Source organism: Serratia grimesii (assembly GCF_900186025.1).
Taxonomy (GTDB): Bacteria; Pseudomonadota; Gammaproteobacteria; order Enterobacterales; family Enterobacteriaceae; genus Serratia; species Serratia grimesii.
Genome location: NZ_LT883155.1, coordinates 1,417,500 through 1,440,652, shown reverse-complemented (window position 1 = coordinate 1,440,652; position 23,153 = coordinate 1,417,500). Strand labels below are relative to the sequence as shown.

At 53.5% G+C, this 23,153-nt stretch carries 28 protein-coding genes; 19 read left to right on the top strand and 9 right to left on the bottom strand.

Going from position 1 to position 23,153, the window contains the following annotated elements:
• The first annotated feature begins 12 nt into the window (after window positions 1-12).
• The 5 genes from SGBXF1_RS06765 (at window position 13) to SGBXF1_RS06745 (ending at window position 4,153) form a co-directional block, all read left to right on the top strand.
• Window positions 13-903: a LysR family transcriptional regulator gene (locus tag SGBXF1_RS06765; protein WP_061806971.1), complete on the top strand. Its 891-nt coding sequence runs from the start codon at window positions 13-15 to the stop codon at window positions 901-903.
• 29 nt (window positions 904-932) lie between these two features.
• Window positions 933-1,376 (top strand): acetyltransferase, encoded by a 444-nt coding sequence (locus tag SGBXF1_RS06760; protein ID WP_037425165.1) that lies wholly within the window; start codon window positions 933-935, stop codon window positions 1,374-1,376.
• Window positions 1,377-1,627: 251 nt separating this feature from the next.
• The gene (locus SGBXF1_RS06755; RefSeq protein WP_186428020.1) at window positions 1,628-2,653 is read left to right on the top strand and encodes a methionine ABC transporter ATP-binding protein; all 1,026 of its coding nucleotides are present in this window, start codon (window positions 1,628-1,630) and stop codon (window positions 2,651-2,653) included.
• Entirely contained in the window at window positions 2,646-3,314 is a 669-nt protein-coding gene (locus SGBXF1_RS06750) for a methionine ABC transporter permease (RefSeq protein ID WP_037425159.1), read from the top strand. Before SGBXF1_RS06755 ends, SGBXF1_RS06750 begins: the two co-directional genes overlap by 8 nt.
• Window positions 3,315-3,331: 17 nt before the next feature.
• Window positions 3,332-4,153, top strand: a complete 822-nt coding sequence (locus SGBXF1_RS06745; protein WP_390899942.1) for a MetQ/NlpA family ABC transporter substrate-binding protein — start codon at window positions 3,332-3,334, stop codon at window positions 4,151-4,153.
• 58 nt (window positions 4,154-4,211) lie between these two features.
• On the opposite strand, the gene SGBXF1_RS06740 is transcribed toward SGBXF1_RS06745, so the two are convergent.
• Window positions 4,212-4,856 carry a TetR/AcrR family transcriptional regulator gene (locus tag SGBXF1_RS06740; protein ID WP_037425157.1) on the bottom strand — a complete coding sequence of 215 codons (645 nt, stop codon included), beginning with the start codon at window positions 4,854-4,856 and terminating at the stop codon, window positions 4,212-4,214.
• Between the two features lie 175 nt (window positions 4,857-5,031).
• Here SGBXF1_RS06740 and bhsA (SGBXF1_RS06735) point away from each other — a divergent pair, with 175 nt between their 5' ends.
• Together bhsA (SGBXF1_RS06735) and bhsA (SGBXF1_RS06730) are read left to right on the top strand one after the other, a co-directional pair.
• Window positions 5,032-5,289: a multiple stress resistance protein BhsA gene (gene bhsA, locus SGBXF1_RS06735; RefSeq protein WP_037425155.1), complete on the top strand. Its 258-nt coding sequence runs from the start codon at window positions 5,032-5,034 to the stop codon at window positions 5,287-5,289.
• Between the two features lie 204 nt (window positions 5,290-5,493).
• Window positions 5,494-5,751 (top strand): multiple stress resistance protein BhsA, encoded by a 258-nt coding sequence (gene bhsA / locus SGBXF1_RS06730; RefSeq protein ID WP_037425152.1) that lies wholly within the window; start codon window positions 5,494-5,496, stop codon window positions 5,749-5,751.
• Between the two features lie 70 nt (window positions 5,752-5,821).
• On the opposite strand, the gene SGBXF1_RS06725 is transcribed toward bhsA (SGBXF1_RS06730), so the two are convergent.
• Window positions 5,822-6,745, bottom strand: a complete 924-nt coding sequence (locus SGBXF1_RS06725) for a bifunctional helix-turn-helix transcriptional regulator/GNAT family N-acetyltransferase (RefSeq protein ID WP_037425149.1) — start codon at window positions 6,743-6,745, stop codon at window positions 5,822-5,824.
• Window positions 6,746-7,211: 466 nt separating this feature from the next.
• Between SGBXF1_RS06725 and SGBXF1_RS06720 the strand changes: the two genes are divergently transcribed.
• From SGBXF1_RS06720 to SGBXF1_RS06700, 5 genes are all read left to right on the top strand, one after another.
• On the top strand, window positions 7,212-7,883 hold the full coding sequence (locus SGBXF1_RS06720) for a CsgG/HfaB family protein (RefSeq protein WP_061806966.1): 672 nt from the start codon (window positions 7,212-7,214) through the stop codon (window positions 7,881-7,883).
• Between the two features lie 18 nt (window positions 7,884-7,901).
• The gene (locus SGBXF1_RS06715) at window positions 7,902-8,258 is read left to right on the top strand and encodes a DUF4810 domain-containing protein (RefSeq protein ID WP_037425143.1); all 357 of its coding nucleotides are present in this window, start codon (window positions 7,902-7,904) and stop codon (window positions 8,256-8,258) included.
• A complete protein-coding gene (locus SGBXF1_RS06710; protein WP_130379681.1) occupies window positions 8,255-8,914 on the top strand; it encodes a DUF799 domain-containing protein in 660 nt (219 codons plus the stop codon). The genes SGBXF1_RS06715 and SGBXF1_RS06710 overlap by 4 nt, the downstream gene beginning before the upstream one ends.
• 129 nt (window positions 8,915-9,043) lie before the next feature.
• Complete coding sequence (gene amyA / locus SGBXF1_RS06705; RefSeq protein WP_061806964.1) at window positions 9,044-10,534, top strand: alpha-amylase; 1,491 nt, start codon at window positions 9,044-9,046, stop codon at window positions 10,532-10,534.
• Window positions 10,535-10,657: 123 nt separating this feature from the next.
• The gene (locus SGBXF1_RS06700) at window positions 10,658-11,506 is read left to right on the top strand and encodes a PA4780 family RIO1-like protein kinase (protein ID WP_037425137.1); all 849 of its coding nucleotides are present in this window, start codon (window positions 10,658-10,660) and stop codon (window positions 11,504-11,506) included.
• 33 nt (window positions 11,507-11,539) lie between these two features.
• Here SGBXF1_RS06700 and SGBXF1_RS06695 read toward each other — a convergent pair whose 3' ends face one another.
• Window positions 11,540-11,758: a DUF7661 family protein gene (locus tag SGBXF1_RS06695; protein ID WP_037425135.1), complete on the bottom strand. Its 219-nt coding sequence runs from the start codon at window positions 11,756-11,758 to the stop codon at window positions 11,540-11,542.
• Between the two features lie 66 nt (window positions 11,759-11,824).
• On the opposite strand from SGBXF1_RS06695, the gene SGBXF1_RS06690 reads away from it, so the two are divergent.
• Window positions 11,825-12,637, top strand: a complete 813-nt coding sequence (locus SGBXF1_RS06690) for an AraC family transcriptional regulator (protein WP_186428019.1) — start codon at window positions 11,825-11,827, stop codon at window positions 12,635-12,637.
• Here the strand turns inward: SGBXF1_RS06690 and SGBXF1_RS06685 are convergent.
• Together SGBXF1_RS06685 and lsrG are read right to left on the bottom strand one after the other, a co-directional pair.
• The gene (locus SGBXF1_RS06685; protein WP_130379675.1) at window positions 12,634-13,227 is read right to left on the bottom strand and encodes a LysE family translocator; all 594 of its coding nucleotides are present in this window, start codon (window positions 13,225-13,227) and stop codon (window positions 12,634-12,636) included. The genes SGBXF1_RS06690 and SGBXF1_RS06685 overlap by 4 nt on opposite strands.
• Window positions 13,228-13,314: 87 nt before the next feature.
• A complete protein-coding gene (lsrG, locus tag SGBXF1_RS06680; RefSeq protein WP_061806960.1) occupies window positions 13,315-13,608 on the bottom strand; it encodes a (4S)-4-hydroxy-5-phosphonooxypentane-2,3-dione isomerase in 294 nt (97 codons plus the stop codon).
• A 187-nt stretch (window positions 13,609-13,795) separates the two neighbouring features.
• Between lsrG and lsrK the strand changes: the two genes are divergently transcribed.
• The 6 genes from lsrK (at window position 13,796) to SGBXF1_RS06650 (ending at window position 19,446) form a co-directional block, all read left to right on the top strand.
• Window positions 13,796-15,361, top strand: a complete 1,566-nt coding sequence (gene lsrK / locus SGBXF1_RS06675; RefSeq protein WP_186428018.1) for an autoinducer-2 kinase — start codon at window positions 13,796-13,798, stop codon at window positions 15,359-15,361.
• Between the two features lie 235 nt (window positions 15,362-15,596).
• Entirely contained in the window at window positions 15,597-16,781 is a 1,185-nt protein-coding gene (locus SGBXF1_RS06670; protein ID WP_174353096.1) for an MFS transporter, read from the top strand.
• 60 nt (window positions 16,782-16,841) lie between these two features.
• Window positions 16,842-17,735, top strand: a complete 894-nt coding sequence (locus tag SGBXF1_RS06665) for a LysR family transcriptional regulator (RefSeq protein ID WP_186428017.1) — start codon at window positions 16,842-16,844, stop codon at window positions 17,733-17,735.
• A gap of 164 nt (window positions 17,736-17,899) precedes the next feature.
• Window positions 17,900-18,241: an HNH nuclease YajD gene (yajD, locus tag SGBXF1_RS06660; protein WP_037425115.1), complete on the top strand. Its 342-nt coding sequence runs from the start codon at window positions 17,900-17,902 to the stop codon at window positions 18,239-18,241.
• Window positions 18,242-18,517: 276 nt separating this feature from the next.
• A complete protein-coding gene (locus SGBXF1_RS06655) occupies window positions 18,518-19,153 on the top strand; it encodes a division plane positioning ATPase MipZ (protein ID WP_037425112.1) in 636 nt (211 codons plus the stop codon).
• Window positions 19,150-19,446 carry a hypothetical protein gene (locus SGBXF1_RS06650; protein WP_037425109.1) on the top strand — a complete coding sequence of 99 codons (297 nt, stop codon included), beginning with the start codon at window positions 19,150-19,152 and terminating at the stop codon, window positions 19,444-19,446. Before SGBXF1_RS06655 ends, SGBXF1_RS06650 begins: the two co-directional genes overlap by 4 nt.
• 31 nt (window positions 19,447-19,477) lie before the next feature.
• Here SGBXF1_RS06650 and SGBXF1_RS06645 read toward each other — a convergent pair whose 3' ends face one another.
• From SGBXF1_RS06645 to SGBXF1_RS06630, 4 genes are read right to left on the bottom strand one after another with little or no spacing between them, the layout of a single operon-like run.
• Complete coding sequence (locus SGBXF1_RS06645) at window positions 19,478-20,209, bottom strand: substrate-binding domain-containing protein (RefSeq protein ID WP_186428016.1); 732 nt, start codon at window positions 20,207-20,209, stop codon at window positions 19,478-19,480.
• On the bottom strand, window positions 20,202-20,981 hold the full coding sequence (locus SGBXF1_RS06640) for an ABC transporter ATP-binding protein (protein WP_186428015.1): 780 nt from the start codon (window positions 20,979-20,981) through the stop codon (window positions 20,202-20,204). Before SGBXF1_RS06640 ends, SGBXF1_RS06645 begins: the two co-directional genes overlap by 8 nt.
• Window positions 20,974-21,972, bottom strand: a complete 999-nt coding sequence (locus tag SGBXF1_RS06635) for a FecCD family ABC transporter permease (RefSeq protein ID WP_186428014.1) — start codon at window positions 21,970-21,972, stop codon at window positions 20,974-20,976. The genes SGBXF1_RS06640 and SGBXF1_RS06635 overlap by 8 nt, the downstream gene beginning before the upstream one ends.
• Window positions 21,969-23,018 carry an ABC transporter substrate-binding protein gene (locus SGBXF1_RS06630; protein WP_186428013.1) on the bottom strand — a complete coding sequence of 350 codons (1,050 nt, stop codon included), beginning with the start codon at window positions 23,016-23,018 and terminating at the stop codon, window positions 21,969-21,971. The genes SGBXF1_RS06635 and SGBXF1_RS06630 overlap by 4 nt, the downstream gene beginning before the upstream one ends.
• Between the last annotated feature and the right edge of the window lie 135 nt (window positions 23,019-23,153).

The window sequence follows — 23,153 nt, the reverse complement described above, 5'->3', positions numbered from 1 at the left end:
CAGGGGTTTATAATGGATCGATTAACCAGCATGGCGGTGTTTGTACGAGTCGTGGAAAAAGGCAGTTTTGTCGCCGCGGCCGAGGAGATGGCTATCTCCCCAACCATGGTTGGCAAACATATCCGCCACCTGGAGCACCGGCTGAATGCACCACTGCTGAACCGAACCACCCGCAGGCAAGGGCTGACCGAGGCCGGTCGGGTGTTCTATGAACGCTGCCGCCGCCTGCTGGCCGATGCCGATGCCGCTGAAGCAAGTGCACGGGCCCTGTTGAGTTCCCCCAGTGGTCTACTGCGCATCAGTGCGCCCGTTACGTTTGGCAACCGCGTTTTAACGCCGATCCTGACCGAATTCCTCCAGCACCACCCGGAAGTAGAAGCCGAAGTGGTGCTGTCGGATCGTAAGGTGGACTTGATTGAGGAACGCTACGAAGCCGCGTTTCGCATTGGGCCAGTGGCGGATGATGGCTTGGTCGCACGTGCCTTGCCCGATTACCGCATGACATTGGCTGCCTCGCCGGACTATTTAGCAAAGCATGGAGCACCAAAGCGACCGGAACAACTCAGCACGCACAGCTGTTTTGGTTTCAGCCAGTGGGATGGCAACCACGTTTGGCGGTTGCAGGGGCCACAAGGGGAAATCAGCGTGCCGGTAAGGCCACGTCTGCGGATGGACTCTGGCGAAGGGGTGCGTCGGGCAGCGCTCGCCGGTTTTGGCGTTGTGTTACATGCCAGCATGTTGCTGGATGACGATATCGCCGCCGGCCGATTAATACAGGTGTTACCCGACTATTCACCACAACCGCGATCGATGCATTTGGTCTATCTGCCTGAACGACGACAGTCACCCAAACTGGAAGCTTTTATCGCCCTGACCGTCGCCAAACTGTGGGGGCGCGTTTAAAATTAATGGGTTCAATCATGGGGATTTCTATGATCACTATCAGAGCACGCGCAGCGGAAGATAATGCGCAACTGGCGGAGATTTGGCAGCGTTCGGTACGCGCCACCCACCATTTTCTCACTGAAGAAAACATCGCCCAGCTTTACCCGCTGGTACTCAACGACTATCTGCCGTCGGTCAACGTCTGGGTTGCGGAGGATCGGCCCGGGCATCCTTGCGGTTTTATCGGGTTGGATGGCAATAAGGTAGAGATGTTGTTTATCGATGCTGAGCAACGTGGCAAAGGCGTTGGCAAAGCACTACTGACACACGCCGAGTCGTTACATAACGAATTGCAGTTGGACGTCAATGAGCAAAACCCGCAGGCCAGCGGTTTTTACCGCCACTACGGTTTTGAAATTACGGGGCGCTCTGCGCTCGACGGTCAGGGTAATCCCTTCCCGTTACTGCACATGAAACTGAACAAACGTTAAATAACTCCAAGCGGTCAGCGTGCACGCTGACCGCTATTTTCCCATCACTTCTGCTCATCATTTTATATATCAAATCAGAATAACTAATAGAATTTACATTCTTCCTGTCACTATCAACCCCCGGTAGGATTGCCCTGTATTCACCAGCAACAGACGTCCCGCCTGCCTCTTATTCCCAGAAACCGAACCCTGTCCGGTGTTACGCGTTCCAGGCGGAATGCTGCGATGTATTAATAAGGATTCGCTTCTCTATGATCGTTCTTTCGAACGTTTGCAAAACTTTTGACAGCACACAGGGCCGCGTTGTCGCGGTGGATGATGTGAGCCTTGCGGTAGAAGCCGGGCAGATCTACGGCATTATCGGCTACAGCGGTGCCGGTAAAAGTACCCTGATCCGTTTGCTTAACGGGTTGGAGTCCCCCACCAGCGGTAGCATTCAGGTCGATGGTTTCGATATCGGCGGCGCCAAAGGTAACGCGTTGCGCGAGGCACGGCTGAAAATCAGCATGGTGTTTCAGCACTTCAATCTGTTGTGGTCACGTACCGTCAGCCAGAACATCGCGTTCTCAATGCAAATTGCCGGCGTACCCAAGGCACAGATTAAACCGCGAGTGGCAGAACTGATCGCACTGGTTGGTCTGCAAGGCCGCGAAGATGCTTACCCGTCACAGCTCAGCGGCGGGCAAAAACAGCGTGTCGGCATCGCCCGCGCATTAGCCAATAACCCAGGGGTTCTGCTGTGTGATGAAGCCACCTCGGCGCTCGATCCTCAGACTACCGATTCGATTCTTGAGTTGCTGTTGGATATCAATCGCAAACTGAACCTGACCATTGTGCTGATTACCCATGAAATGCACGTGGTGCGAAAAATCTGCCACCGCGTGGCCGTCATGGAAAACGGCCGTATCGTCGAAGAAGGCCCGGTGATCACTGTTTTCACCCGGCCACAGCAGCTGATTACCCAACAGTTCGTCAGGCAGGTCTCGCATTACCAAGAAACAGAGGAAAGTTTCAATCCGCTGCTCGCGCAACATCTGCCAGGTGCAATCTTCAAGTTGACGTTTGTCGGTGTACAAACCCATCAGGCCGTGATTTCAGATGTGATCCTGCGCTACAAGGTGAGCATTAACATCCTGCACGGCAAAATAAGCCAAACCCTGAATGGGTCCTTTGGTGAGCTGTATATCCACGCCGAGGGCAACGATCTGCAAATCGACAGCATGTTGAACTTACTGAAAGCACAAGAGATCGCCGTTGAGGTCATTAAACATGATTGAATCACTGTTCCCTCATCTGCGTATTGACCAACTGCTGAACGCCACCTGGGAAACCCTGTATATGACGGGCATTGCCGGGTTGGCAACGCTGGTGCTTGGTATTGTATTGGGCGTGCTTTTGTTCCTGACCTCACGTGGGCAGTTACTGCAAAACCGCGTCGTCTACTCGCTAATCTCAGTGCTGGTCAACGTGTTCCGCTCCATTCCATTCATCATTTTAATTGTGTTGCTAATTCCATTTACCAAGACGCTGATCGGTACCATTTTAGGGGCCGATGCTGCGCTGCCAGCGCTGATTGTTGGCGCAGCGCCATTCTACGCGCGACTGGTTGAGATTGGTCTGCGTGAGGTAGACAAAGGGGTTATTGAAGCAGCCCGTTCCATGGGCGCTAAAACCAGCACCATTATCTTCCGCGTGCTACTGCCAGAATCCTCCCCGGCATTGGTTTCCGGTATGACTGTCACGCTGATAGCCCTGGTGAGCTACACCGCGATGGCTGGTGTAATCGGCGCGGGTGGTCTGGGTAATTTGGCCTATCTGGAAGGTTTTCAACGCAATCACGGTGACGTAACGCTGGTGGCAACGTTGACGATCCTGTTGATCGTTTTCGTTATCCAATTCATCGGCGACACCATTACAACAATGCTCGATAAACGATAAATAACCAGGGAATAATGATGATGAAAAAGCAAATGATGATGCTGGCTTTCGCCTCTCTGACTGCACTGGCCTCTTTTAGTGCAGCGGCAGAAACCAAGCTGGTGGTCGGCGCGTCCAATGTGCCGCACGCAGAAATCCTCGAACAAGCGAAACCGATTTTGGCAAAAGAAGGCATTGATCTGGTGATTAAGCCTTTCCAGGATTACATCCTGCCAAACACCGCGCTGGCCAGCCACGACATTGATGCCAACTATTTCCAGCATGTGCCATATCTAAATTCGGTGCTGAAGGATCATGCTGGTGATAAGAGCTACGACTTCGTCAGCGCTGGCGCCATCCATATCGAGCCGATCGGCATTTACTCCAAGAAGTATAAAAGCCTGAAGGATCTGCCAGACAACGGCAAAATCATCATGCGTGATGCCGTGGCAGAAGAAGGGCGTATTCTGTCAATCTTTGAGAAGGAAGGCGTAATTAAGCTGAAACCCGGCGTAAACAAGGTCGATGCGCGCATCTCCGACGTGGTGGAAAACCCGAAACATCTGAAGTTCCTGGCAAACGTGGAAGGCGCACTGTTGCCGCAGATGTACAACAATGATGAAGGGGATGCCGTGGTGATTAATGCCAACTACGCCATCGATGCAGGGCTGAATCCGACCAAAGACCCGATCGCGGTCGAAAGCGGTGAAAACAATCCTTATGCCAACATCATCACCGTGCATAAAGCCGACGTGAATAAACCCGAAATTGTGGCACTGGTAAAAGTGCTGCACTCCAAAGCGATTCAGGACTTCATCCGCCAAAAATACCAAGGCGCAGTGATCCCCGTAAACCAGTAATACAAAGCAAGGCCGCAGCAATGCGGCCTTTAGCCTTATTCAACCGTATCGCCCTTCCCTAGACTTTATTACCCACCTGACTCAGGCGCGGCCATACCAGCATCAATGCATCCAGCAAACGGAATAAATCCTCACGGCTTGCCCCTTCACGCGCCTGAACTGACATCCCTTCGATGGTACAAACGATATATTTGGCCAACAGTGCGGTATCGGTTTTCGCCAATAGCTCCCCCTGCTGCACCTTACGGTCAAAGCAGGCGCGCAGGCTGGCTTCATTCGAATGATGTTTCTTGCGCAGCATCTCGGCGACGTCATCAGATGATGATGACAGTGCCGCAGACGCACACACCATAAAGCAACCAGAAGGCGTATCCGGATCGGTAAACACCTCCGCCGAAGAGCGCACATAGGCTTCCACGATTTCAGCGACCGGCAGATCCCGCTCCAACAGTTGATTAGTGCAGGTGGTGTATTTTTGCAGATAACGTTCCACTGCAGCGCGGAATAACCCTTCTTTGTTGCCGAACTCCGCATACAGCGTCGGCGCTTTGGCCCCAGTCACCTCGACCAGATCGGACAGCGACGTAGATTCATAACCATGCCGCCAGAACAGATCGAGTGCACTATCCAGCGCACGGTCACGATCAAACTGTTTCGGTCTGCCACGCGTTTTTTTGGCGCAGACGTCTTCATTGATACTCATAGACCCTCTCTTATCCTGCCCCGCAGCAGGGCTCACGAATTAAATTAACGATCATTATAAAAAAATATTGCGCTCCCGTCGAGAAGCGATTAACATTTAATTATCGATCGTTAAGTAATAATAACGACACACATTGATTCACTCAGTTTACGCTTCTAGCATAGGAATTAACATCATGAAAAACTTAAAAATGACTCTTGCAGCTCTCGCTCTGGCCTCGGTTTCTTTCGGCAGCTTCGCAGCTGACCAGGTCCATAACCAACCAGCAAATCAGCAGGAATCAGGTGTGATCACCGTCAGTGGCGCTTCCGATCTCAGCTCTCTGGAAGCCAGTTTGGCGGCCAAAGCTGATGCAGCCGGTGCAAAATCATTCCGCATCATTGGAGCCGGGGGTAATAACCAACTTCACGGAACCGCAGTAATTTATCAATAACAATCAGTTAGACTTCATTCGTTGCCTAGATGATCGTGACTGACGTCTCGTCGAAAGAAGGCAAAAAAAGAATTAATTAACGAACACTAAAAAAATAGTTGCAAACCGCCGAACAGGCGTCTAACATTAAATTATCGATCGTTAATTAATTTAACGACCCAACAAAAAAACATCGTACAGAATATTGAGATAGGAAATAAGATCATGAAAAACCTGAAAATCACCATCGCTGCTATCGCACTTGCTTCTGCCTCTTTCGGCAGCTTCGCCGCAGACTTGGTTAACGCTCAACCGACAGATTTGCAAAAAGTCGGCGTGGTTACCGTCAGTGGTGCTTCCGACCTGACCAGCCTGGAAAACAAGCTGGCGGCCAAAGCAGATGAAGCGGGCGCTAAATCATTCCAGATCATCTCAACAACCGGCGACAACAAACTGCACGGTACTGCGATCATCTACAATTAATTGCTGATTCAGCAATTGTGCAAAGAGGCGGCCTTGGCCGCCTTTTGTTTTATGTAATCTGCGGCAGTATTCAGTCGCTTTGCAGATCCTTCAGCATGTAGATATTGCAACCGTGATGGCCGGTATTACCACGCTTCTCCGTCAACAAAGTGAAGCCCAGCGCACGATATAATCCCAGTGCTTCCTTCAATTGTTCAGTTGTTTCCAGATAGCAATAGCGAAACCCTGCTGCACGCGCCGTTTTCAGTGCCTGTACAACCATATAGCGCGCCATACCCAGCCCACGAACGCTGGGTTTGAAAAACAGTTTTTGTAACTCACAGTAACCAGCATCCCCACCCACCAAGGGTGCGATGCCAACCCCGCCCACCACCTTTCCTTCTTGTTCCAGCACCCAATACTTGCCGCCCTGATCGTGATAAACGCCCGTCAGTCGATCCAGGTCGGGATCGTGCAGGCTAACACCGTCCATTTTGTCCATGCCGTACTCGCGGAATACCGCACAAATAATACCCGCCATCGCTGCGTCATCCGCCTCGGTTATTGGACGAACCTGCAAGGCAGCCTCACGTTGTTTGCGAGCACTGCGTAATGCCGCAGCCATCTTTTTCATCGCCGCAGTCGTATCAGCCAATTCATCGTCGTCCAGCTGCGCCAACGCATCCTGCATAAAACCGTCGGCATTAGCATCAATCGACGCCAGCGTTTTACGCCCCAGCTTAGTGAGCTGATTCAGGTTGTGTCGTTTATCATGGGGATAATCCACAGCCTCAATCATGCCGGCGGCAACCAGACTACGCACAGCCCGGCTGGCGCTGGCTTTATCAATGCACAAACGGGTTGCCAGATCGGTAACGCCCAGTGGCAACGTGCTGACCTCAATCAGAATGTGGATCTGCAACGGTGAAAAACGCGACCCATTGCTCTGTTTATTCAACATGCCCAGCTCTCTAACCAGATTGCGTGACAACGCCCTGAAATCTCTGATGTCCATAGTCAATCATCCTGTCTCTGTGGGCAGTGAACCCCATCAGTTAGTTGATAGTGTTACCTAATTTTCACTACCATAACGGATATTTGATAAGGGATAAATATTGATCCGACATAACATCGACGCTCCTACGACAGGGCTAACAGAATTACCTTCTTCATTTAGCTAAATTGAAAAAATAAAAAACCAATTAACTTAAATTAAATAAATAATTAATCAGTCAAAAAGTAGACAATAAAGCAAAGCAGATAAAATATGAATAATACACTTGCTCAATCCATTGTATTTAAATGAGTTATTAAACCTCTAATAACAACCATTATGTCGATATTAAGTTGTATTTTGTTACACATCCATGGCAGGATTACGGCGTTTAAATAGTCACAGTTATTCCCCCCATCTGTTTAAACGGTGGGCGTAAGGCGGTATGTCTTATGCTGTTTTATCATCATGGAGAGATTGCACTTCAATGAATAAATCACTCGTTATCTGTTCAGTCGCCCTTTCTGTCAGCCTGCTGGCCGGGTGTGCCACAGAATCCTCGCGTTCACTGGACGTACCTAAAGTGGCGTCCTACAACACCAGCTATCAAGGTCAACGCAGCCCTATTTCCGTCGGCAAATTCGATAATCGTTCCAGCTATATGAACGGTATTTTCTCCGATGGCGTCGATCGTTTGGGTAACCAGTCCAAAACCATTCTGATCACCCATCTGCAGCAGACCGGTCGTTTTAACGTCCTGGATCGCGCCAATATGGATGAGCTGAAAACTGAAGCCGGCATTCAAGGCAAAACCCAGACGCTGAAAGGCGCAAACTACGTGATCACAGGTGATGTTACCGAGTTCGGCCGTAAAGAAGTGGGCGATCACCAACTGTGGGGCATTCTGGGACGCGGCAAAACACAGGTGGCCTATGCCAAGGTCAATTTGAATGTGGTCAACGTGCAAACCTCAGAAGTGGTTTACTCCACGCAAGGTGCCGGTGAGTACCAGCTGTCCAACCGTGAAATCATCGGCTTCGGCGGCACCGCCAGCTACGATTCCACTCTCAACGGTAAAGTTCTGGATCTGGCAGTACGTGAAGCAGTCAATAACCTGGTTGCCGGTATCGAAAGTGGCGCATGGCGCCCTGCTAACTAACGGAATAGAAGCAGAAACATGATAACTAAAAAAATGGGTGGGGTGCTGGTCGCAGCAACCCTGCTGGCCGGCTGTGCCGCGCCAAAAACGCTCTACAACTGGGATGGCTACCAAACCTCGATTTATCAATATTACCAGCAGGATGGCCTCAGCCCTGAGCAACAGATTTTGACGCTAAAAGAAATCGTTGAAAAATCTCGCGCCAAGAATAAAGCCGTACCGCCAGGCCTGCATGCGCAATTGGGCCTGCTGTACAGCAAAACCGGTAATACCGAGCACGCCATGACCGAATTCAATACGGAAAAATCACTGTTCCCGGAATCGGCGCCGTTTATGAATTTCCTGATGGCCAAGGATAAGGGGAGCTTTAAATGAAACGTGCATTAGGTTTCTTCGGTATCGCTGTCACCCTGCTGCTGAGCGGTTGCGCCAAACAGGCTCCTTACGATTATGCTGCGTTCCACGAGAGCAAGCCGAAATCAATCCTGATACTGCCACCGGTCAATCAGTCGCCGGATGTCAAAGCCAGCCACAGCGTGCTTGCCAGCACTACGCTACCGCTCGCGGAAGCCGGTTACTATGTCCTGCCCGTCGCCGTGGTCGAGGAAACGTTCCAGCAAAATGGCCTGACTAACGCCAACGATATCCGCGCAGTCAGCATTCAAAAGTTGCATCAGATCTTCGGTGCCGACGCGGTGCTGTATCTGGACGTCATTCAATATGGCACCAGCTATGTAGTGATTAGCAGTGAAACACGCGTCACCGTAAACGCCAGGTTGGTCGATCTGCGTAACGGTAAACAGCTTTGGGCTGGCAGCGCCACTGCCTCCAGCAACGAAAATAACAACAACTCCGGTGGCGGTCTGCTGGCTATGGTGATCAGCGCGGCCATCGCGCAAATCGCCGATACCATCAGCGACAAAGGCTTCGATATCGGCGCTATTGCCAATACGCGCCTACTGTCGGCAAACGGTAAAAACGGTGCCATTTTGTATGGCCCGCGCTCACCGCATTACGCCAGCCAGCGTTAACCTTCAGGGCGGCACATCCGGCCGCCCGAACCGAGTTTCCCTTTTGCCAAAAGTAGCCCATGCTGTAACAGGATGGGATGGGTTGCGGCTCATCTTGCACCTTCTTTTGGCAAATAGGGACGCTGGCTCATGACGAAAAAAACCACGTTGCTGCAGTTTTTCCATTGGTACTACCCCGACGGCGGTAAGTTATGGCAGGAAGCCGCCGAACGCGCTGCACATATTGCCGAGTTGGGCATTACCGATCTGTGGCTCCCCCCTGCTTATAAGGGCGCCTCCGGTGGCTACTCGGTCGGTTACGACAGCTACGATTTATTCGATTTAGGCGAGTTCGATCAAAAAGGCAGCCGCGCCACCAAATACGGTGACAAAGAGGCGCTGGCCCATGCTGCCACAACGTTACACGACAATGGCGTGCGAGTGATTTATGACGTGGTATTCAATCATAAACTCGGTGCCGACGAGAAAGAACAGGTGCACGTGTATAAAGCGGACGCCAACAATCGCAATGATATTAACGATCAGGGCTTCGATGCGCTGGCCTATACCCGCTTCACCTTCCCCGGCCGACAAGGCACCTACTCTAAGTTCATTTGGGATTACACCTGCTTTGGTGGCGTTGATTATGTTGAACAACCCGATCAAAAAGGCGTATTTAAAATCGCCAATGACTATGGCGACGACGGCTGGAACGATCAGGTCGGCGACGAAAAAGGCAATTACGATTACCTGATGGGTGCCGACGTCGAGTTTCGCAATCCAGCGGTCGTGGAAGAACTGAAATACTGGGCGCGGTGGCTGATGGAAACCTTGCCGTGCGATGGCTTCCGTCTGGATGCCGCTAAACACATTCCGGCCTGGTTCTTTAAAGAATGGGCTGACCACGTACGCGACAGCGCGCAACGTGATCTGTTTATCGTTGCCGAATACTGGTCACACGATTTGGCCGCGCTACAGCAGTATATTGACCTGGTCGAGGGCAAAGTGATGCTGTTCGACGTAGCCTTGCACCTAAAGTTTCACCAGGCATCGAAGCAGGGGGACGGGTTCGACATGGCGCACATTTTCACCGATACCCTTACCGCCGCCGATCCCGCACATTCGGTCACGCTGGTCGCCAACCACGACACGCAACCGCTGCAATCACTGGAAGCACCGGTCGAACCTTGGTTCAAGCCTCTGGCCTACGCCTTGATCCTGTTGCGCGAACAAGGCGTGCCCTGTGTGTTCTATCCCGATCTGTACGGCGCCAGTTATAAAGATAAAGGGAGCGACGGCCAGGAATACCAAATTGATATGCCGGTTATCCCTGAACTGGAAAAGTTGATTCAAGCACGACAACGCTTTGCCAACGGCGTGCAAACCGATTATTTTGATGATAAAAACTGCGTGGCTTTCAGTCGCAGCGGTACCGCTGACGCCCCTGGTTGCGTCGTGGTGCTCACCAATGGCGCTGAAAGCAGCAAAACGGTTTCGTTGGGCGCTGAACTGGCACATAAAAACTGGCGTGACCTGCTTGGTCATCGGCAAGATGATGTCACCACCGACGAACACGGGAATGCTACTTTTCCGGTTAACGGCGGCAGCGTCAGCGTTTGGGTTCTGGCAGAAACCCTGTAGATAATGCGCCGCGGCGGCAATGTGTCGCGGCGGCAACAAACTAAATTTTGCCTTTCGGGTCTAAATTAGGGTAACACCTTAGCAAACCATTCACACCGGAGCCTAAATAGGGTACAAGGCTGCATGAAAATTCCAAAACGACTCCAGCCATTGGTAGATGATGGTTTAATCGACGACGTCATCCGCCGTTTGAAAAGTGGCAAAGAAGCCGACGTCTTTATCGTGCGCTGCGGCGAAGAGATCCGCTGCGCCAAAGTTTACAAAGAAGCAGACAAGCGTAACTTCAAACAGGCCGTGAACTACCAGGAAGGCCGTAAAGTACGTAACAGCCGCGATGCACGTGCCATGAGCAAAGGTTCTAAGTTCGGTCGCCAGCAGCAGGAAGAAGCCTGGCAGAACACCGAGGTCGATGCGCTGTATCTGCTCGCCAAAGCTGGCGTGCGCGTGCCACAACCCGACATTTGTCTGGATGGCGTGTTGCTGATGGAACTCATTACCGATGAAGAAGGCCTGGTAGCGCCCCGTTTGAGCGATGTGACCCTGACGCCGGAACAGGCACGGGCCGATCACGCACTGATGATGAACTACGCGGTGCGCATGCTGTGCGCTGGGCTGGTACATGGCGATTTGTCGGAATTCAACGTGCTCATGGACAAAAATGGGCCGGTGATTATCGATCTGCCGCAGGTCGTGGACGCTGCCGCCAATAACCACGCCAAAAGCATGTTCGAACGCGACATCAATAACATGTCGCATTATTACGGCCAGTATGCGCCTGAACTGCTTGGCAGCAAGTACGCCAAAGAGATTTGGGCGCTGTATCAAGAAGGTAATCTGACGCCGGCAAGCGTGCTGACAGGCAAGTTTATCGAAAGCAATAAACGCGCTGATGTCGGTTCAGTTCTGGAAGAAATTCAGGCGGCAAGTGAAGAGCACCAACGCCAGCTGATGGCCCGTAACGAAGAAGATTGAACACCGCCCCGGTCATGTACCCGTGACCGGGGGCTATTCAATCCTGAAGACGTCAGGATGGCGTTCAGTCGCCGCCTCATGGTAAATGTCCCCCAGATAACCGGCAATTTCATCCTCGGTCAATTCATCTGGCAGCACAATGTCGTAGCTGCGCGCATACTTGTGTTCCGGCAGTGTCACACGAAATAACTGCCATTGCGTCCCCACACGTTTAACGCCCAGCAGGCGGCCGAACACATTAAAAATTATCATCACATTCCCTCCAGCGCATATTTTACGCTATAACAAGCGAGTCCCTCGCGCCAGAAAGGAAAGCCAATGACCGCACATATACCGCAGTTCTGGCGTGACCCACAGCTCCCCTTTGTGGAAGCCAGAGCCATTGAAGATGGTCGTAAGGTCTGCTACGCCCTGCACAGCCATGAGATCTTTTCCATCGGCGCCATCACTGATGGCACCAGCATTTATATTAACGGCAGCCAACGGTTGCAGGTCAGTACCGGGGATGTGGTGATGATTAACCCACAGCAAGCCCACGCCTGTAACCCAATCGGTGACCAGCGCTGGTCATACATCATGTTTTATATTGATGCCGCATGGCTGGGTAAATTACAGCAAGAAATCACCGGTGGCGAAGGGGGTTTTATCCCGTTCAACCCAGTGCTCAGTCGTGCCCCTACGCTGTTCAACGGTCTGAACCTGCTTTATGCGCTATTGATTGACCCACAACGCTGCCATCTGGAAAAACACATTGCCCTGATAGAGTATTTCTCTGAACTGCAGATCCATCAGGGTAACGCTCGCCCGCCAACAACCGGGCACCCCAGGCTGGAAACAGCAGCGGCGTTTATCAGCACGCACTGCACCCAACCGCTGACGTTGTATGCCATCTGCCAGGCCGCGTCACTTTCACCGTCTTACCTGATCCGCGCCTTTAAGCAACGTTATGGCATGACACCGCACGCCTATCTGGTTAATCAACGCATTCAGTTCGGCCACCGGCTACTGAAACGTGGATATCCGATTGCCGCAGCCGCCAGCGAAAGCGGTTTTGCCGATCAGGCTCACTTTCAACGCACCTTCAAGCTGCTGTTGGCCGCAACCCCCGGTCAGTACCAAAACCCACGCTAAACACCGTCGGCCAGCAAATAGCAGGCGCTGGCCGCCAGCAACAAAGCCATCAAGCGATTAAAACGCCGCACATTACGAGCCTGTTGCAGCAGACCTGTGAGCATTGCACCCACATAGGCCCAGCAAGCCACCGACGCATAACAAATCACAAAGTAAATCACAGCGAACTGCCACAACAACAGCCGATCGCCGTCGGCGACAAAGGCCCCCAAACTGGCTACCGAAGCCAGCCACGCCTTGGGATTTAGCCACTGCAAAAGGGCCCCATACCAAAAAGACGGCGCGTGCACTTGACTGCCGTTACCCAGCCGCCCGTCATCAAACCCCAATTGATAGGCCATAAACAGCAAGAATGCGATGCCAGCCCACTGGATCACCTGCGTCAGCACCGGCCACAACAGCAACAACGTGTGCAGCCCGAGACCTATCAGGATTAACAACAGTGTGAATCCCAGTGTGGCGCCAAAGACATGACGCAAGGTGGCGTTAAAACCGAATTGCGCCCCGGCGCTCAGCGCAACAATATTGACCGGACCGGGGGTAATGGAGGAGGCCAGCGCAAAAGCGGCCATCGAAATATAGATATTCATTACAGGCACCTGAGAAAGAGTTCACAGATGCCAGACTGACGATTTAGGCACTCACTGTATTGAACAGAATTACCCTACCGTTACGTCCTAACCCGGCATTAAGCCGATAAAGGTCGTTTTCTTACGTGGGCCGCTCATGAGCGCTTCCAGCTTTTCCACGCATTGCAGATAGTGTGGCGTTTTTTTGTGGGCGGCGACGGCCTGCTCGTCCCGGTAAGCCTCATAGATATAAAAACGCGTCGGGACAGTTTCATCCTGCAGCACGTCAAAACGCAGGTTACCCGGCTCCTCAATCGCCCCCAAGTGATTGGCGCGGAAGACTTCAATAAACTCGTCGATTTTGTCCTGTTTAACGTTAATTTCTACCAGAGTGACGTGCATGACTGCTCCTTGTTTCACCTTGAAGGCCAATGTGCTTTCCAACCATAGATTTATTCCCGCCGATTTACCCCCTGCAACGGCAATTTTGCAGTGCAGTTCACAAATCACGCGCCCCTCTCCGCTTCCTCCACAAGAGTGAAGTGCGCGACATCTATAGTTAAGATCCAAACCCCAGAGAGTGTGAGCTATGGATAACTATTTGATGGCGCTGGACGCCGGTACCGGTAGCATTCGCGCGGTAATATTCGACTTGGCAGGCAACCAGATAGCCCAAGGTCAGGCCGAATGGCGGCATTTGGCGGTACCTGACGTACCCGGCTCAATGGAGTTTGATCTCACCCACAACTGGCAATTGACCTGCCAGTGCATCCGTCAGGCACTGCAAAATGCCGGCCTGACTGGCCAGGCAATTCGTTCCGTAGCTTGCTGTTCCATGCGCGAAGGCATCGTGCTCTATGATCGTAACGGTACGCCTATCTGGGCCTGCGCCAACGTTGACGCACGTGCCAGTCAGGAAGTCAGCGAACTGAAAGAGCTGCATAACCATAATTTCGAACGTGAGGTTTACCAGTATTCAGGCCAAACGTTGGCATTGAGTGCCATGCCGCGCCTGTTGTGGCTGGCGCATCACCGACCGGATATTTATCGACAAGCGGCGACGCTGACCATGATCAGCGACTGGCTGGCGAATATGCTGAGCGGTGAACTGGCGGTAGATCCCTCTAATGCCGGGACCACCGGCATGCTGGATTTAGTCAGTCGCGACTGGCGCCCTGCGCTGCTTGATATGGCCGGCCTGCGTGCCGACATGCTGTCCCCAGTGAAAGAGACGGGCTGTGTGCTGGGACACATTACTGAGCTGGCAGCACAACAAAGCGGCCTGCTGCGTGGCACTCCGGTCGTTATGGGGGGGGGAGATGTGCAACTGGGCAGTCTGGGGTTGGGGGTCGTACACGCCGGACAAACTGCAGTACTGGGCGGCACTTTCTGGCAACAGATCGTCAATCTGCCGGAACCGGCAACTGACCCAGAAATGAATATCCGCATCAACCCACATGTTATTCCCGGTATGGCGCAGGCAGAATCGATCAGCTTCTTCACCGGGTTGACCATGCGCTGGTTCCGCGACGCCTTCTGTGCCGAAGAAAAGCTGATGGCGGAACGATTAGGCGTAGACGCATACAGTTTGTTGGAAGAGATGGCGGCGCGAGTGCCGCCTGGTGCCTACGGCGTCATGCCGATATTTTCCGATGCCATGCATTTCAAAACCTGGTATCACGCCGCACCATCGTTTATCAACCTGTCACTCGACCCGGAACGCTGTAATAAGCAGACCCTGTTCCGGGCACTGGAAGAAAACGCCGCTATTGTATCGGCTTGCAACCTGGAGCAGATCGCCCGTTTTTCCGGCGTGCAGGCGCATTCACTGGTGTTCGCCGGCGGCGGTTCAAAGGGCAAGTTATGGAGCCAAATCCTCAGCGACGTCACTGGCCTGACAGTACGCGTCCCCGTCGTGAAAGAAGCAACTGCGTTAGGCTGCGCCATTGCTGCCGGGGTGGGTGCCGGGCTGTATGAATCTCTGGCGCAAACCGGCGAGCAACTGGTGCGCTGGGAGCGAGAATACCAGCCGGATATGGCCAATCATGCACTGTATCAGCGGCAAAAAGAGACCTGGCAACAGGTCTATGCCGATCAGCTCACGCTGGTGGACCACGGCCTGACCACCTCGATGTGGAAAGCCCCGGGGTTGTGATCTTTACTCGGGCGCAGCTTGCTGCGCCCTTTGCATAATCTTATGCCGATTACGTCTTTAGCCTGACACTTTAGCGCCAATCACCGCCCTGCTTGCCTCCCGAGATTGTTCCCCCACGGAAACAGTGTAACTACCGCAAACGGATTTATCCGCCGCCAATGCCTGCGTAAATTGTGATCTCTGTCACTCCGTGCCCACCGCGCGGTTTACGCATTCACCTGGGACGAGCGGTACTATGCTGAATAATAATGATAAACCTGCACCATCAGCCTGGCTGGCGATTTTTTCGCTCACCGTCGCCTGTTTTGTGATGGTCACCACCGAGTTTCTGCCGATCGGCCTGCTCACCAACATCGCGCCGTCGCTGGATGTCAGCACCGGCAGAGCCGGCCTGATGGTGACCGTGCCCGGCATTATCGCGGCGATCGCCGCACCGGCACTGAGCCTGGCAGCCGGTCGGCTCGATCGTCGCCTGCTGATGCTGGCGCTGAGCGTACTGCTGGCCATCTCCAATCTGGTCTCCGCACTGGCGGTTAACTTCCCCATGATGCTGCTGGGCCGCGTGTTACTGGGCATCTGCGTCGGCGGCTTTTGGGCCTTCGCCGCCAACTATGGCCGCCATCTGGTGCCGGAAGCCAGCCAGGGGCGCGCCACCGCGCTGATCCTCAGCGGTATTTCGGTCGGAGCCGTATGCGGCGTCCCCGCAGGGGCCTTGATTGGTGACCTGTTCGGCTGGCGCGCCGCCTTCTTTGGCAGTGCGGTGCTGGCGATTGGGGTGCTGCTAGCGCAGCTGCGCCTTTTGACTTCCGTCCCCCCCACTCGCCCGGTCACCGTAAGCGATCTGCTGTTACCGTTGCGCCTGCCGATGGCCCGTACCGGGCTGATTGCCATCGTGCTGTTGTTTATCGGCCACTTTGCCGCCTATACCTACCTGAAGCCGCTGCTGCAACAGGTGTTTGTCCTCAGTCCGTCGGCAATTTCGCTGCAACTGCTGGCCTACGGCGCCATTGGTCTGCTGGGCACCTTCCTCGGTGAACGACTGGCCGAACGCAGCCTGCGCGCCACCTTTATCCTGATCACCGCCATGTTGGCCGCTATCCTGATTGTTTCGCCGTTCCTTAGCGGTATCGCCGGTGCCACACTGATGGTCATGGTGTGGGGGCTGGCGTTTGGCGCCGTGCCGGTCTGCGCCACCAACTGGATGTTCGCCGCCGTACCCCAGGCTCCGGAAGCCGGTCAGGCCCTGCTGGTCTGCGTGATCCAGATTGCACTGGCCTCCGGTGCTCTACTGGGCGGTGAAGTGGTCGACTGGCAGGGCGTCAGCAGCGCCATGCTGTTTGGCGGCGCGCTCACCCTGTCCGCCGCGCTGGTTTTCGGCCTGACCTTGCGTTCCGGCATGATTGGCGCTAAACAGTCATAATCATTGTTCATCCGCAGAAACACACCCCGGCCTCTGCCGGGGTTTTGCACTGAGAGCGCTATGGATCATCATTTACTCGCTATCCGGGTGTTTAATCGCGTAGTGGAAACCGGCGGTTTCACCCGCGCCGCAGACTCGTTGCGGATGCCCAAGGCCACCGTCACCAAGCTGATTCAGAACCTGGAAGATCACCTGCAAACCAAGCTGTTCCAGCGCACCACCCGCAGCGTGTCGGTCACCCCCGAGGGTGAATGCTATTACCAGCGTACGGTCAAGTGGCTGGCGGAACTGGAACAGATGGAAGGCAGCATGACCGAGTCGCAGACTGCGCCACAGGGCGTGCTGCGCATCGACGCCGGTGGCTCAACGGCGCGGCAGTTGCTGGTACCGGCGCTGCCGGACTTTATCGCGCGCTACCCGCAGATACAGATCGACCTGGGGGTCGGTGACCGCCTGATTGATTTGATTAACGACAGCGCCGACTGCGTGATCCGCAGCGGTCCGCTGGCCGATTCCACTCTGATTGCCCGCCGGCTGTTCGAACTTGAATGGGTCACCTGCACCACCCCAGCCTATCTGGCGCGCCACGGCACGCCGCAACACCCGTGCGATCTGGAGCTGGGTTTTCCGCTGGCGCACTACCGCCATGCGCTGAACGATCGCATCCAGCCGCTGCACTTTGTCGATCGGGGCAAGGAGATTGATATCCAGCACCGCTATCACGTCAGCGTCAACGAGGGCAATGCCCTACTTGCCGCGGCATTGGCCGGGCTGGGCATTATCCAGACCTTCCGCTTTATGGCCCAGCCGCATCTGGACAACGGCGAACTGGTCAGCCTGCTGCAAGACTGGCAACCGCCCTCGGAACAGATGTACGTGGTCTATCCCTCCAACCGTCATCTAAGCGCCAAATTGCGCGTGTTTATCGATTGGGCCGTCGAGACCTTCACATAAGCGAAAACTCCCACTACAGTTGCCGTATCAAAAACTGGGCTGGCAACCAGTTGAGTTGCTGGAGGTTTGTGGCGAAGAAGTGACGGTGATGTGCCGCACGCTGTAACCCGGCGCTTTGTGATATTATTAGACGCATTATTGTTATCACCCGGCAGGCACATACCATGGCATATATCCCAAAAAACTACGCGAGGCTGGAGACCGGCTACCGCGAAAAAGCGCTGAAAATCTTCCCCTGGGTCTGCGGGCGGTGCTCGCGCGAGTTTGTTTACTCCAACCTGCGTGAACTGACGGTCCACCATATCGATCACGACCATAGCAACAACCCGGAAGATGGCAGTAACTGGGAAATGCTGTGCCTGTATTGCCACGATCATGAGCACTCCAAATATACCGAAGCCGACCAATATGGCTCCACGGTGATTGCCGGTGAAGATGCGCAAAAAGACATTGGACTCGCGACTCACAATCCGTTTGCCAACCTGAAGTCAATGTTGAAAAAGTAGCGCTCACGGCGTGGCTATCATTGGTAGCTTAATAACTTATTAAGCTACCAAATTAAAAAATCCCCCTCTATTTCTCTCCTTCCCAGAACATTCCTACTTACCCACTGGCTCAATTACCAGCAAAATAGGCTGTAAAGTTAACCGCATACGGCTTGGCAAGCCGCCGTAGTTGGTGCATATTGTTCAGGCGTTATTGTTGTTAACCTATTTAATTATCAACCTAATAAGCATATTAACTTAATAAGTTAACAGCTTAATAAATTAAGAGATGGCAGCATGATTGTTTTGATTGGCTCGCAAAAAGGTGGCGTAGGAAAATCGACCAAGGCGGTCAATATCGCCGGATATCTGATCCTTAAGCAGGGAAAAACGGCCATCATCGTTGATGCTGACGATCAGAAATCAATCATGACCTGGTATAACGACCGCCAGAACGTGGAAGGCCTGCCACATATCCCTGTAGTCGCGGCCTCGGGCAAAATCAAAGAGACCCTGCTGGAACTGGATCGCCATTACGACTATGTCATTGTCGATACCGCAGGCCGCGATAGCGCAGAACTGCGTTCTGGTTTGCTGGCGGCCGATCTGTTCCTCTCTCCGTTGCGCCCATCACAGATGGATCTCGACACCGTCGGGTATCTGTCGGAAATGTTTGCCACCGCACAGGAATATAACGAGAAGGTGAAAGGCTACATTGTGCTGAACATGTGCCCAACCAACATCTTTATTAATGAAGCTAACGAAGCGGCGCAGGTATTGAGTGAATACCCAGAATTGACGTTAGTTAGCAACCGTCTGTGTGATCGCAAGATCTACCGTGATGCCTGGGGTGAAGCGATTACCGTGCACGAGGCACATAACGCAAAAGCGCAGGCAGAAATCGAAAGCCTGGTAAAAGAGGTGATTCTGTGAAAAAGCGCACCCCAACCCACCGCATGTCAGAAGACGAATTTATTAACAGCGCCACCTCACATACCTTGTTAGTGCCTGCCCCCGAAGCCAAACCACAGGGCCGCAAACGCACTTATAAAGCCATTTCTGTTAGCCTGACAGATAACCATGTCGATGCTATCGATGAAATTATTATGCAGGCCGCGCGTAACGGTGTCGTGCGCATTACCCGCTCTGACATTATTAAGCTGGCGATTGACAGGCTGGCAGAGAAAAGTGAAGAACACCTGCTGCAACTGCTGAAAAAACTGTAATTGCCCCATAGCCTGCCAACTTAGTAAGCTATTAGCTCATCACGTTGGCAGGTAAAAAACCTTGCTCCCGCAACATCTCCTGCCCCTGCGCCCCCAGAATAAACTCAGCTAAATGCTGCGCTCGTGCAGCCAGTAAGCACAGGCCGTAATCGGCTTTAATCGCCAGTGACAGCGGTAAATGCCTCACAGCCAGTTCGGGAAACTCAGCTAACACAGCACCATAGCTGGCATAACCGAGGAAAATGTCTGCCTGCCCACTGTTAAGCAGATACTCTGCTGCTGGCCGACCCACAGGCACCGGCTTTGAGTCAGGCCCACCCACCAATGCTAATGCTCGTTGTCGCAAAGCAGTCCCCTGCCCCGGCATGATCTGTTCTATTCGATCAAACAATTGCTGTGCATAGTCACCTGAAGGATCTGCGCCAGGTGTGGACGTCGCTACTCTCCAGCGTGAATCCAGTAACGCCTCCAGCAATGGCGGTTCTGTTAACTCGGTAATATTACGCACGGTGGCACACAGCCGATTCTGAGCAAAACGGTGCACCTGCGGTGATAACTGCAAATCAACCAAGCGCTGTGGATGCGCCAGATTGGCCGAAGCAAAAATATGCGGATGCTCCCCTGCTTCGATTCGCTGGCGCAACAGGCCTGCTGGACCAAACACAGTTTCTACCCTTTCACCGGTTTGTGCCTGAAACGCCGTCAGCAAGGGACCAAATGCCCCACGCAGGCTACCGGCAGCGAACAACAAAATATTACTCACGTTCACGCTCCCGTTGGCTACGATACAATGGCACCAGCGTTTCAAACTGCCGTCCATCAATCTCTAAAGCTACCCGCTCAATGGCCAAATCAAACAACGGTGACAAGTTCTCGGCCGTCAGTACCCCAGCGCACGGCCCGATTTGATGTTGCCCTGCTGCACCCAGCAGCAGAGCCCTATCAGCCACCGCATGCGCATGATTAGGTTGATGGGTGGAGAACATCACTGCCATCCGTCTTTCCCGCGCCAAATGTGACATCAGGCTCAGCACCCGATCCTGATGGTGCAAGTCCAGTGCAGAGGTCGGTTCATCCAGCATCAACACCTCACAGTGCATTGCCAGTGCACGTGCAATCAGTACCAATTGCCGTTGCCCGCCAGACAGGCTGCCGAATTCGCGGTCAGCAAAGTCCAACATATTCAGCGACTGCAAGGCCTCTTTCGCCAATCGGTGGTCCTGCACCGAAGGTGAACGGAACAGGCCCACATAGCGTGCACGCCCCATTAACACAATATCTAACACGCGGTAGGCAAAAGGAGCCGCGAAATGCTGCGGCACAAAGCCAATACCGTTACCACATTCAACAGCGCCCTTTTGCAGCGGCAAAGTACCCAGCAGCAGTTGCATCAGAGTGCTTTTACCGCGCCCATTAGGGCCTAACACCGCCAGTACCTCACCGCGCCGCAACTGCATATTCAGTTGGTTAAATAAAGCTGCCTGGCCTGGCCAGCCAAAACTTAAATCGTTGACCGCCAATAACGTCTCACCCATGCCAACCTCTCAGCTGCGCACGGCGCAACAGCAATGCAAACAGCGGCGCACCGATCAATGCCGTCAAGATGCCTAAAGGAATTTCACTGCTGCTCAACGTACGTGCCAGATCGTCGATCAGTACCATATACAATGCCCCCAGGCACATAGAAGCCGGCAGCAGGCGGCGATGATCGGGGCCGACCAACAACCGGGCGATGTGCGGGATCACCAGTCCTACCCAACCGATACTGCCACTGACCGCCACCTGCGCAGCAACGATCGCCGCGCACAACGTCAAAATTAGCCAGCGAGTGCGTTCAACGTTAATCCCTAGCGCAGCAGCATCTTCGTCCCCCATCGACAACAAATTGATACGCCAACGCAATGCCAGCAGCAGCCCGCCAGCCAAGAGCAGCGGCAGGAACAACATCAACAGTTTGTTATCGTCGGCGGTGGCGAAACTGCCTAACAGCCAAAATACGATACTCGGCAGTTTCTCTTCGGTATCGGCAAGATATTGCAGCAGGCTGACACAGGCAGAGAAAAACCCACTGAGGATCACCCCGGCCAGTACCAGCGACAAGATATTGCGTCGGGCAATGGCACTGGTAATGGCGAAAATCAGCAGCAACGCCGCCATGCCGAACACAAACGCTGACAGCAACAGCGCCATCATCGGCAAACTGAGCAAAATAGCCAACGTACCGCCAAACGCGGCACCGGAAGAGACACCGATAATATGCGGATCAACCAACGGGTTACGAAACACCCCTTGCAACGCTGCACCACATAAGGCCAGCGCCGCACCCGCACCCATCGCCAGCAATACCCGGGGTACACGTACCCCGAGGATCACCTGACGCTGAACCGCATCAATCCCGCCTTGTGGGCCGGTAAGCGGCTCGAGCAGGATCATCAGACTGTGAATTGGCGATACCGGATAGCGGCCAATGCCCAATGACACCAACGCACACAGCAATGTCAGTAGGATCAGCCAGCCAAGCCTCATTGCCCGCTCTGGCAGCAACTGCTGCGGTAATACTGTCGATAGTAGGCATCCACCCGCTGTTGCACATTAACGTCGTCGAAACGCTGCGGATAAAGCTTTTTCGCCATCCAGAGTTCACCCAATGCCAGCGCCTCCGGCATCGGGTATCCCCAGGCCTTGGCGTATTCCGGCATCAGGTACACACGTTTATTTTTCACCGCATCAATCCCTTGCCACTGCGGTGCGCTGAGGATTTGCTGCACCACCTCAGGATAGCGTTCTTGCACAAAAATCACCGCCGGGTTCCACTTCAGTACGTCTTCAATCGACACCTGCTTAAAACCCTGAATATCTTTTGCCGCGACGTTCAACGCACCCGCATGCTGCATCATCAGCCCTGTGTATTTACCTGAGCCGTAAGTGGTTAAATCCGGGTTAGCCATATAGACCCGTACGCGTTGGTCTTCCGGCAAGTCGCGCAGCCGATCGGCCACCAGCGTCCGCTGTTGGAATACGTCTTGAATCAATGCCTCGGCCTGAGGTTGATGGCCCATGACCGCACCAATCAGGCGAATGCCGTCTTGCAGGCCAAGATTGTAAGCCTGGTCTTCATCGTTCAGCACCGGGTTCATTTTCCCGGCTTGATCCGCTGCCTCACGGCGCAGCGAAATCGCGACCACCGGGATACCTACACGCTCTATCTGAGCAATCATTTCCGGCGGTGCGTAGTTGGCAACAAACACCACCTGCGGATGCAATTTGAGCAGGCTTTCAATGTTCACTGACGTGAGGTCACCCGGCATCGGCATGTTCGCCAGTTCAGGTGCCAGGCGCAGATAATTTGGCCCCAATTGCTTCTTCCAACTGCTGAGCACGCCAACCACTTGAGGCAGAGCATCAAGTTGCACCAATAGGTTCAGCGTCTGGTGTTGCAACACCACCGCGCGGGTGATGGTATCGGGCAACGTGACCTGTCTGTTGAGTTGATCGGTTACCTGGCGCTCTGCCTGCGCGGCGGATGAAAAAAGGATAAAAAACAGCAGTATTCGTGGGAAGCGTTTGAACATGGGAAATTCCGGTTGGTTATCGTTATGTACAAAATGATATAGCGATGCCCATGGCGAAACAATCAGCGGGATCAAAACAGATGGATTTATACGCAAACGAACGAGTTTGTTGCCTGTGACAGGCTAAAGAATTAA

Excerpts from the sequence above, each read along its gene's own strand:
- SGBXF1_RS06710 (WP_130379681.1), top strand. The coding sequence starts at position 8,255 with ATGAAACGTGCATTAGGTTTCTTCGGTATCGCTGTCACCCTGCTGCTG.
- SGBXF1_RS06690 (WP_186428019.1), top strand. The coding sequence starts at position 11,825 with ATGACCGCACATATACCGCAGTTCTGGCGTGACCCACAGCTCCCCTTT.
- SGBXF1_RS06760 (WP_037425165.1), top strand. The coding sequence starts at position 933 with ATGATCACTATCAGAGCACGCGCAGCGGAAGATAATGCGCAACTGGCG.
- SGBXF1_RS06685 (WP_130379675.1), bottom strand. The coding sequence starts at position 13,227 with ATGAATATCTATATTTCGATGGCCGCTTTTGCGCTGGCCTCCTCCATT.
- SGBXF1_RS06765 (WP_061806971.1), top strand. The coding sequence starts at position 13 with ATGGATCGATTAACCAGCATGGCGGTGTTTGTACGAGTCGTGGAAAAA.
- SGBXF1_RS06745 (WP_390899942.1), top strand. The coding sequence starts at position 3,332 with ATGATGAAAAAGCAAATGATGATGCTGGCTTTCGCCTCTCTGACTGCA.
- SGBXF1_RS06720 (WP_061806966.1), top strand. The coding sequence starts at position 7,212 with ATGAATAAATCACTCGTTATCTGTTCAGTCGCCCTTTCTGTCAGCCTG.
- SGBXF1_RS06755 (WP_186428020.1), top strand. The coding sequence starts at position 1,628 with ATGATCGTTCTTTCGAACGTTTGCAAAACTTTTGACAGCACACAGGGC.
- SGBXF1_RS06700 (WP_037425137.1), top strand. The coding sequence starts at position 10,658 with ATGAAAATTCCAAAACGACTCCAGCCATTGGTAGATGATGGTTTAATC.
- yajD (WP_037425115.1), top strand. The coding sequence starts at position 17,900 with ATGGCATATATCCCAAAAAACTACGCGAGGCTGGAGACCGGCTACCGC.
- lsrG (WP_061806960.1), bottom strand. The coding sequence starts at position 13,608 with ATGCACGTCACTCTGGTAGAAATTAACGTTAAACAGGACAAAATCGAC.
- SGBXF1_RS06695 (WP_037425135.1), bottom strand. The coding sequence starts at position 11,758 with ATGATAATTTTTAATGTGTTCGGCCGCCTGCTGGGCGTTAAACGTGTG.
- SGBXF1_RS06635 (WP_186428014.1), bottom strand. The coding sequence starts at position 21,972 with ATGAGGCTTGGCTGGCTGATCCTACTGACATTGCTGTGTGCGTTGGTG.
- lsrK (WP_186428018.1), top strand. The coding sequence starts at position 13,796 with ATGGATAACTATTTGATGGCGCTGGACGCCGGTACCGGTAGCATTCGC.
- bhsA (WP_037425155.1), top strand. The coding sequence starts at position 5,032 with ATGAAAAACTTAAAAATGACTCTTGCAGCTCTCGCTCTGGCCTCGGTT.
- SGBXF1_RS06655 (WP_037425112.1), top strand. The coding sequence starts at position 18,518 with ATGATTGTTTTGATTGGCTCGCAAAAAGGTGGCGTAGGAAAATCGACC.
- SGBXF1_RS06715 (WP_037425143.1), top strand. The coding sequence starts at position 7,902 with ATGATAACTAAAAAAATGGGTGGGGTGCTGGTCGCAGCAACCCTGCTG.
- SGBXF1_RS06725 (WP_037425149.1), bottom strand. The coding sequence starts at position 6,745 with ATGGACATCAGAGATTTCAGGGCGTTGTCACGCAATCTGGTTAGAGAG.
- SGBXF1_RS06630 (WP_186428013.1), bottom strand. The coding sequence starts at position 23,018 with ATGTTCAAACGCTTCCCACGAATACTGCTGTTTTTTATCCTTTTTTCA.
- SGBXF1_RS06640 (WP_186428015.1), bottom strand. The coding sequence starts at position 20,981 with ATGGGTGAGACGTTATTGGCGGTCAACGATTTAAGTTTTGGCTGGCCA.
- SGBXF1_RS06670 (WP_174353096.1), top strand. The coding sequence starts at position 15,597 with ATGCTGAATAATAATGATAAACCTGCACCATCAGCCTGGCTGGCGATT.
- bhsA (WP_037425152.1), top strand. The coding sequence starts at position 5,494 with ATGAAAAACCTGAAAATCACCATCGCTGCTATCGCACTTGCTTCTGCC.
- amyA (WP_061806964.1), top strand. The coding sequence starts at position 9,044 with ATGACGAAAAAAACCACGTTGCTGCAGTTTTTCCATTGGTACTACCCC.
- SGBXF1_RS06665 (WP_186428017.1), top strand. The coding sequence starts at position 16,842 with ATGGATCATCATTTACTCGCTATCCGGGTGTTTAATCGCGTAGTGGAA.
- SGBXF1_RS06750 (WP_037425159.1), top strand. The coding sequence starts at position 2,646 with ATGATTGAATCACTGTTCCCTCATCTGCGTATTGACCAACTGCTGAAC.
- SGBXF1_RS06740 (WP_037425157.1), bottom strand. The coding sequence starts at position 4,856 with ATGAGTATCAATGAAGACGTCTGCGCCAAAAAAACGCGTGGCAGACCG.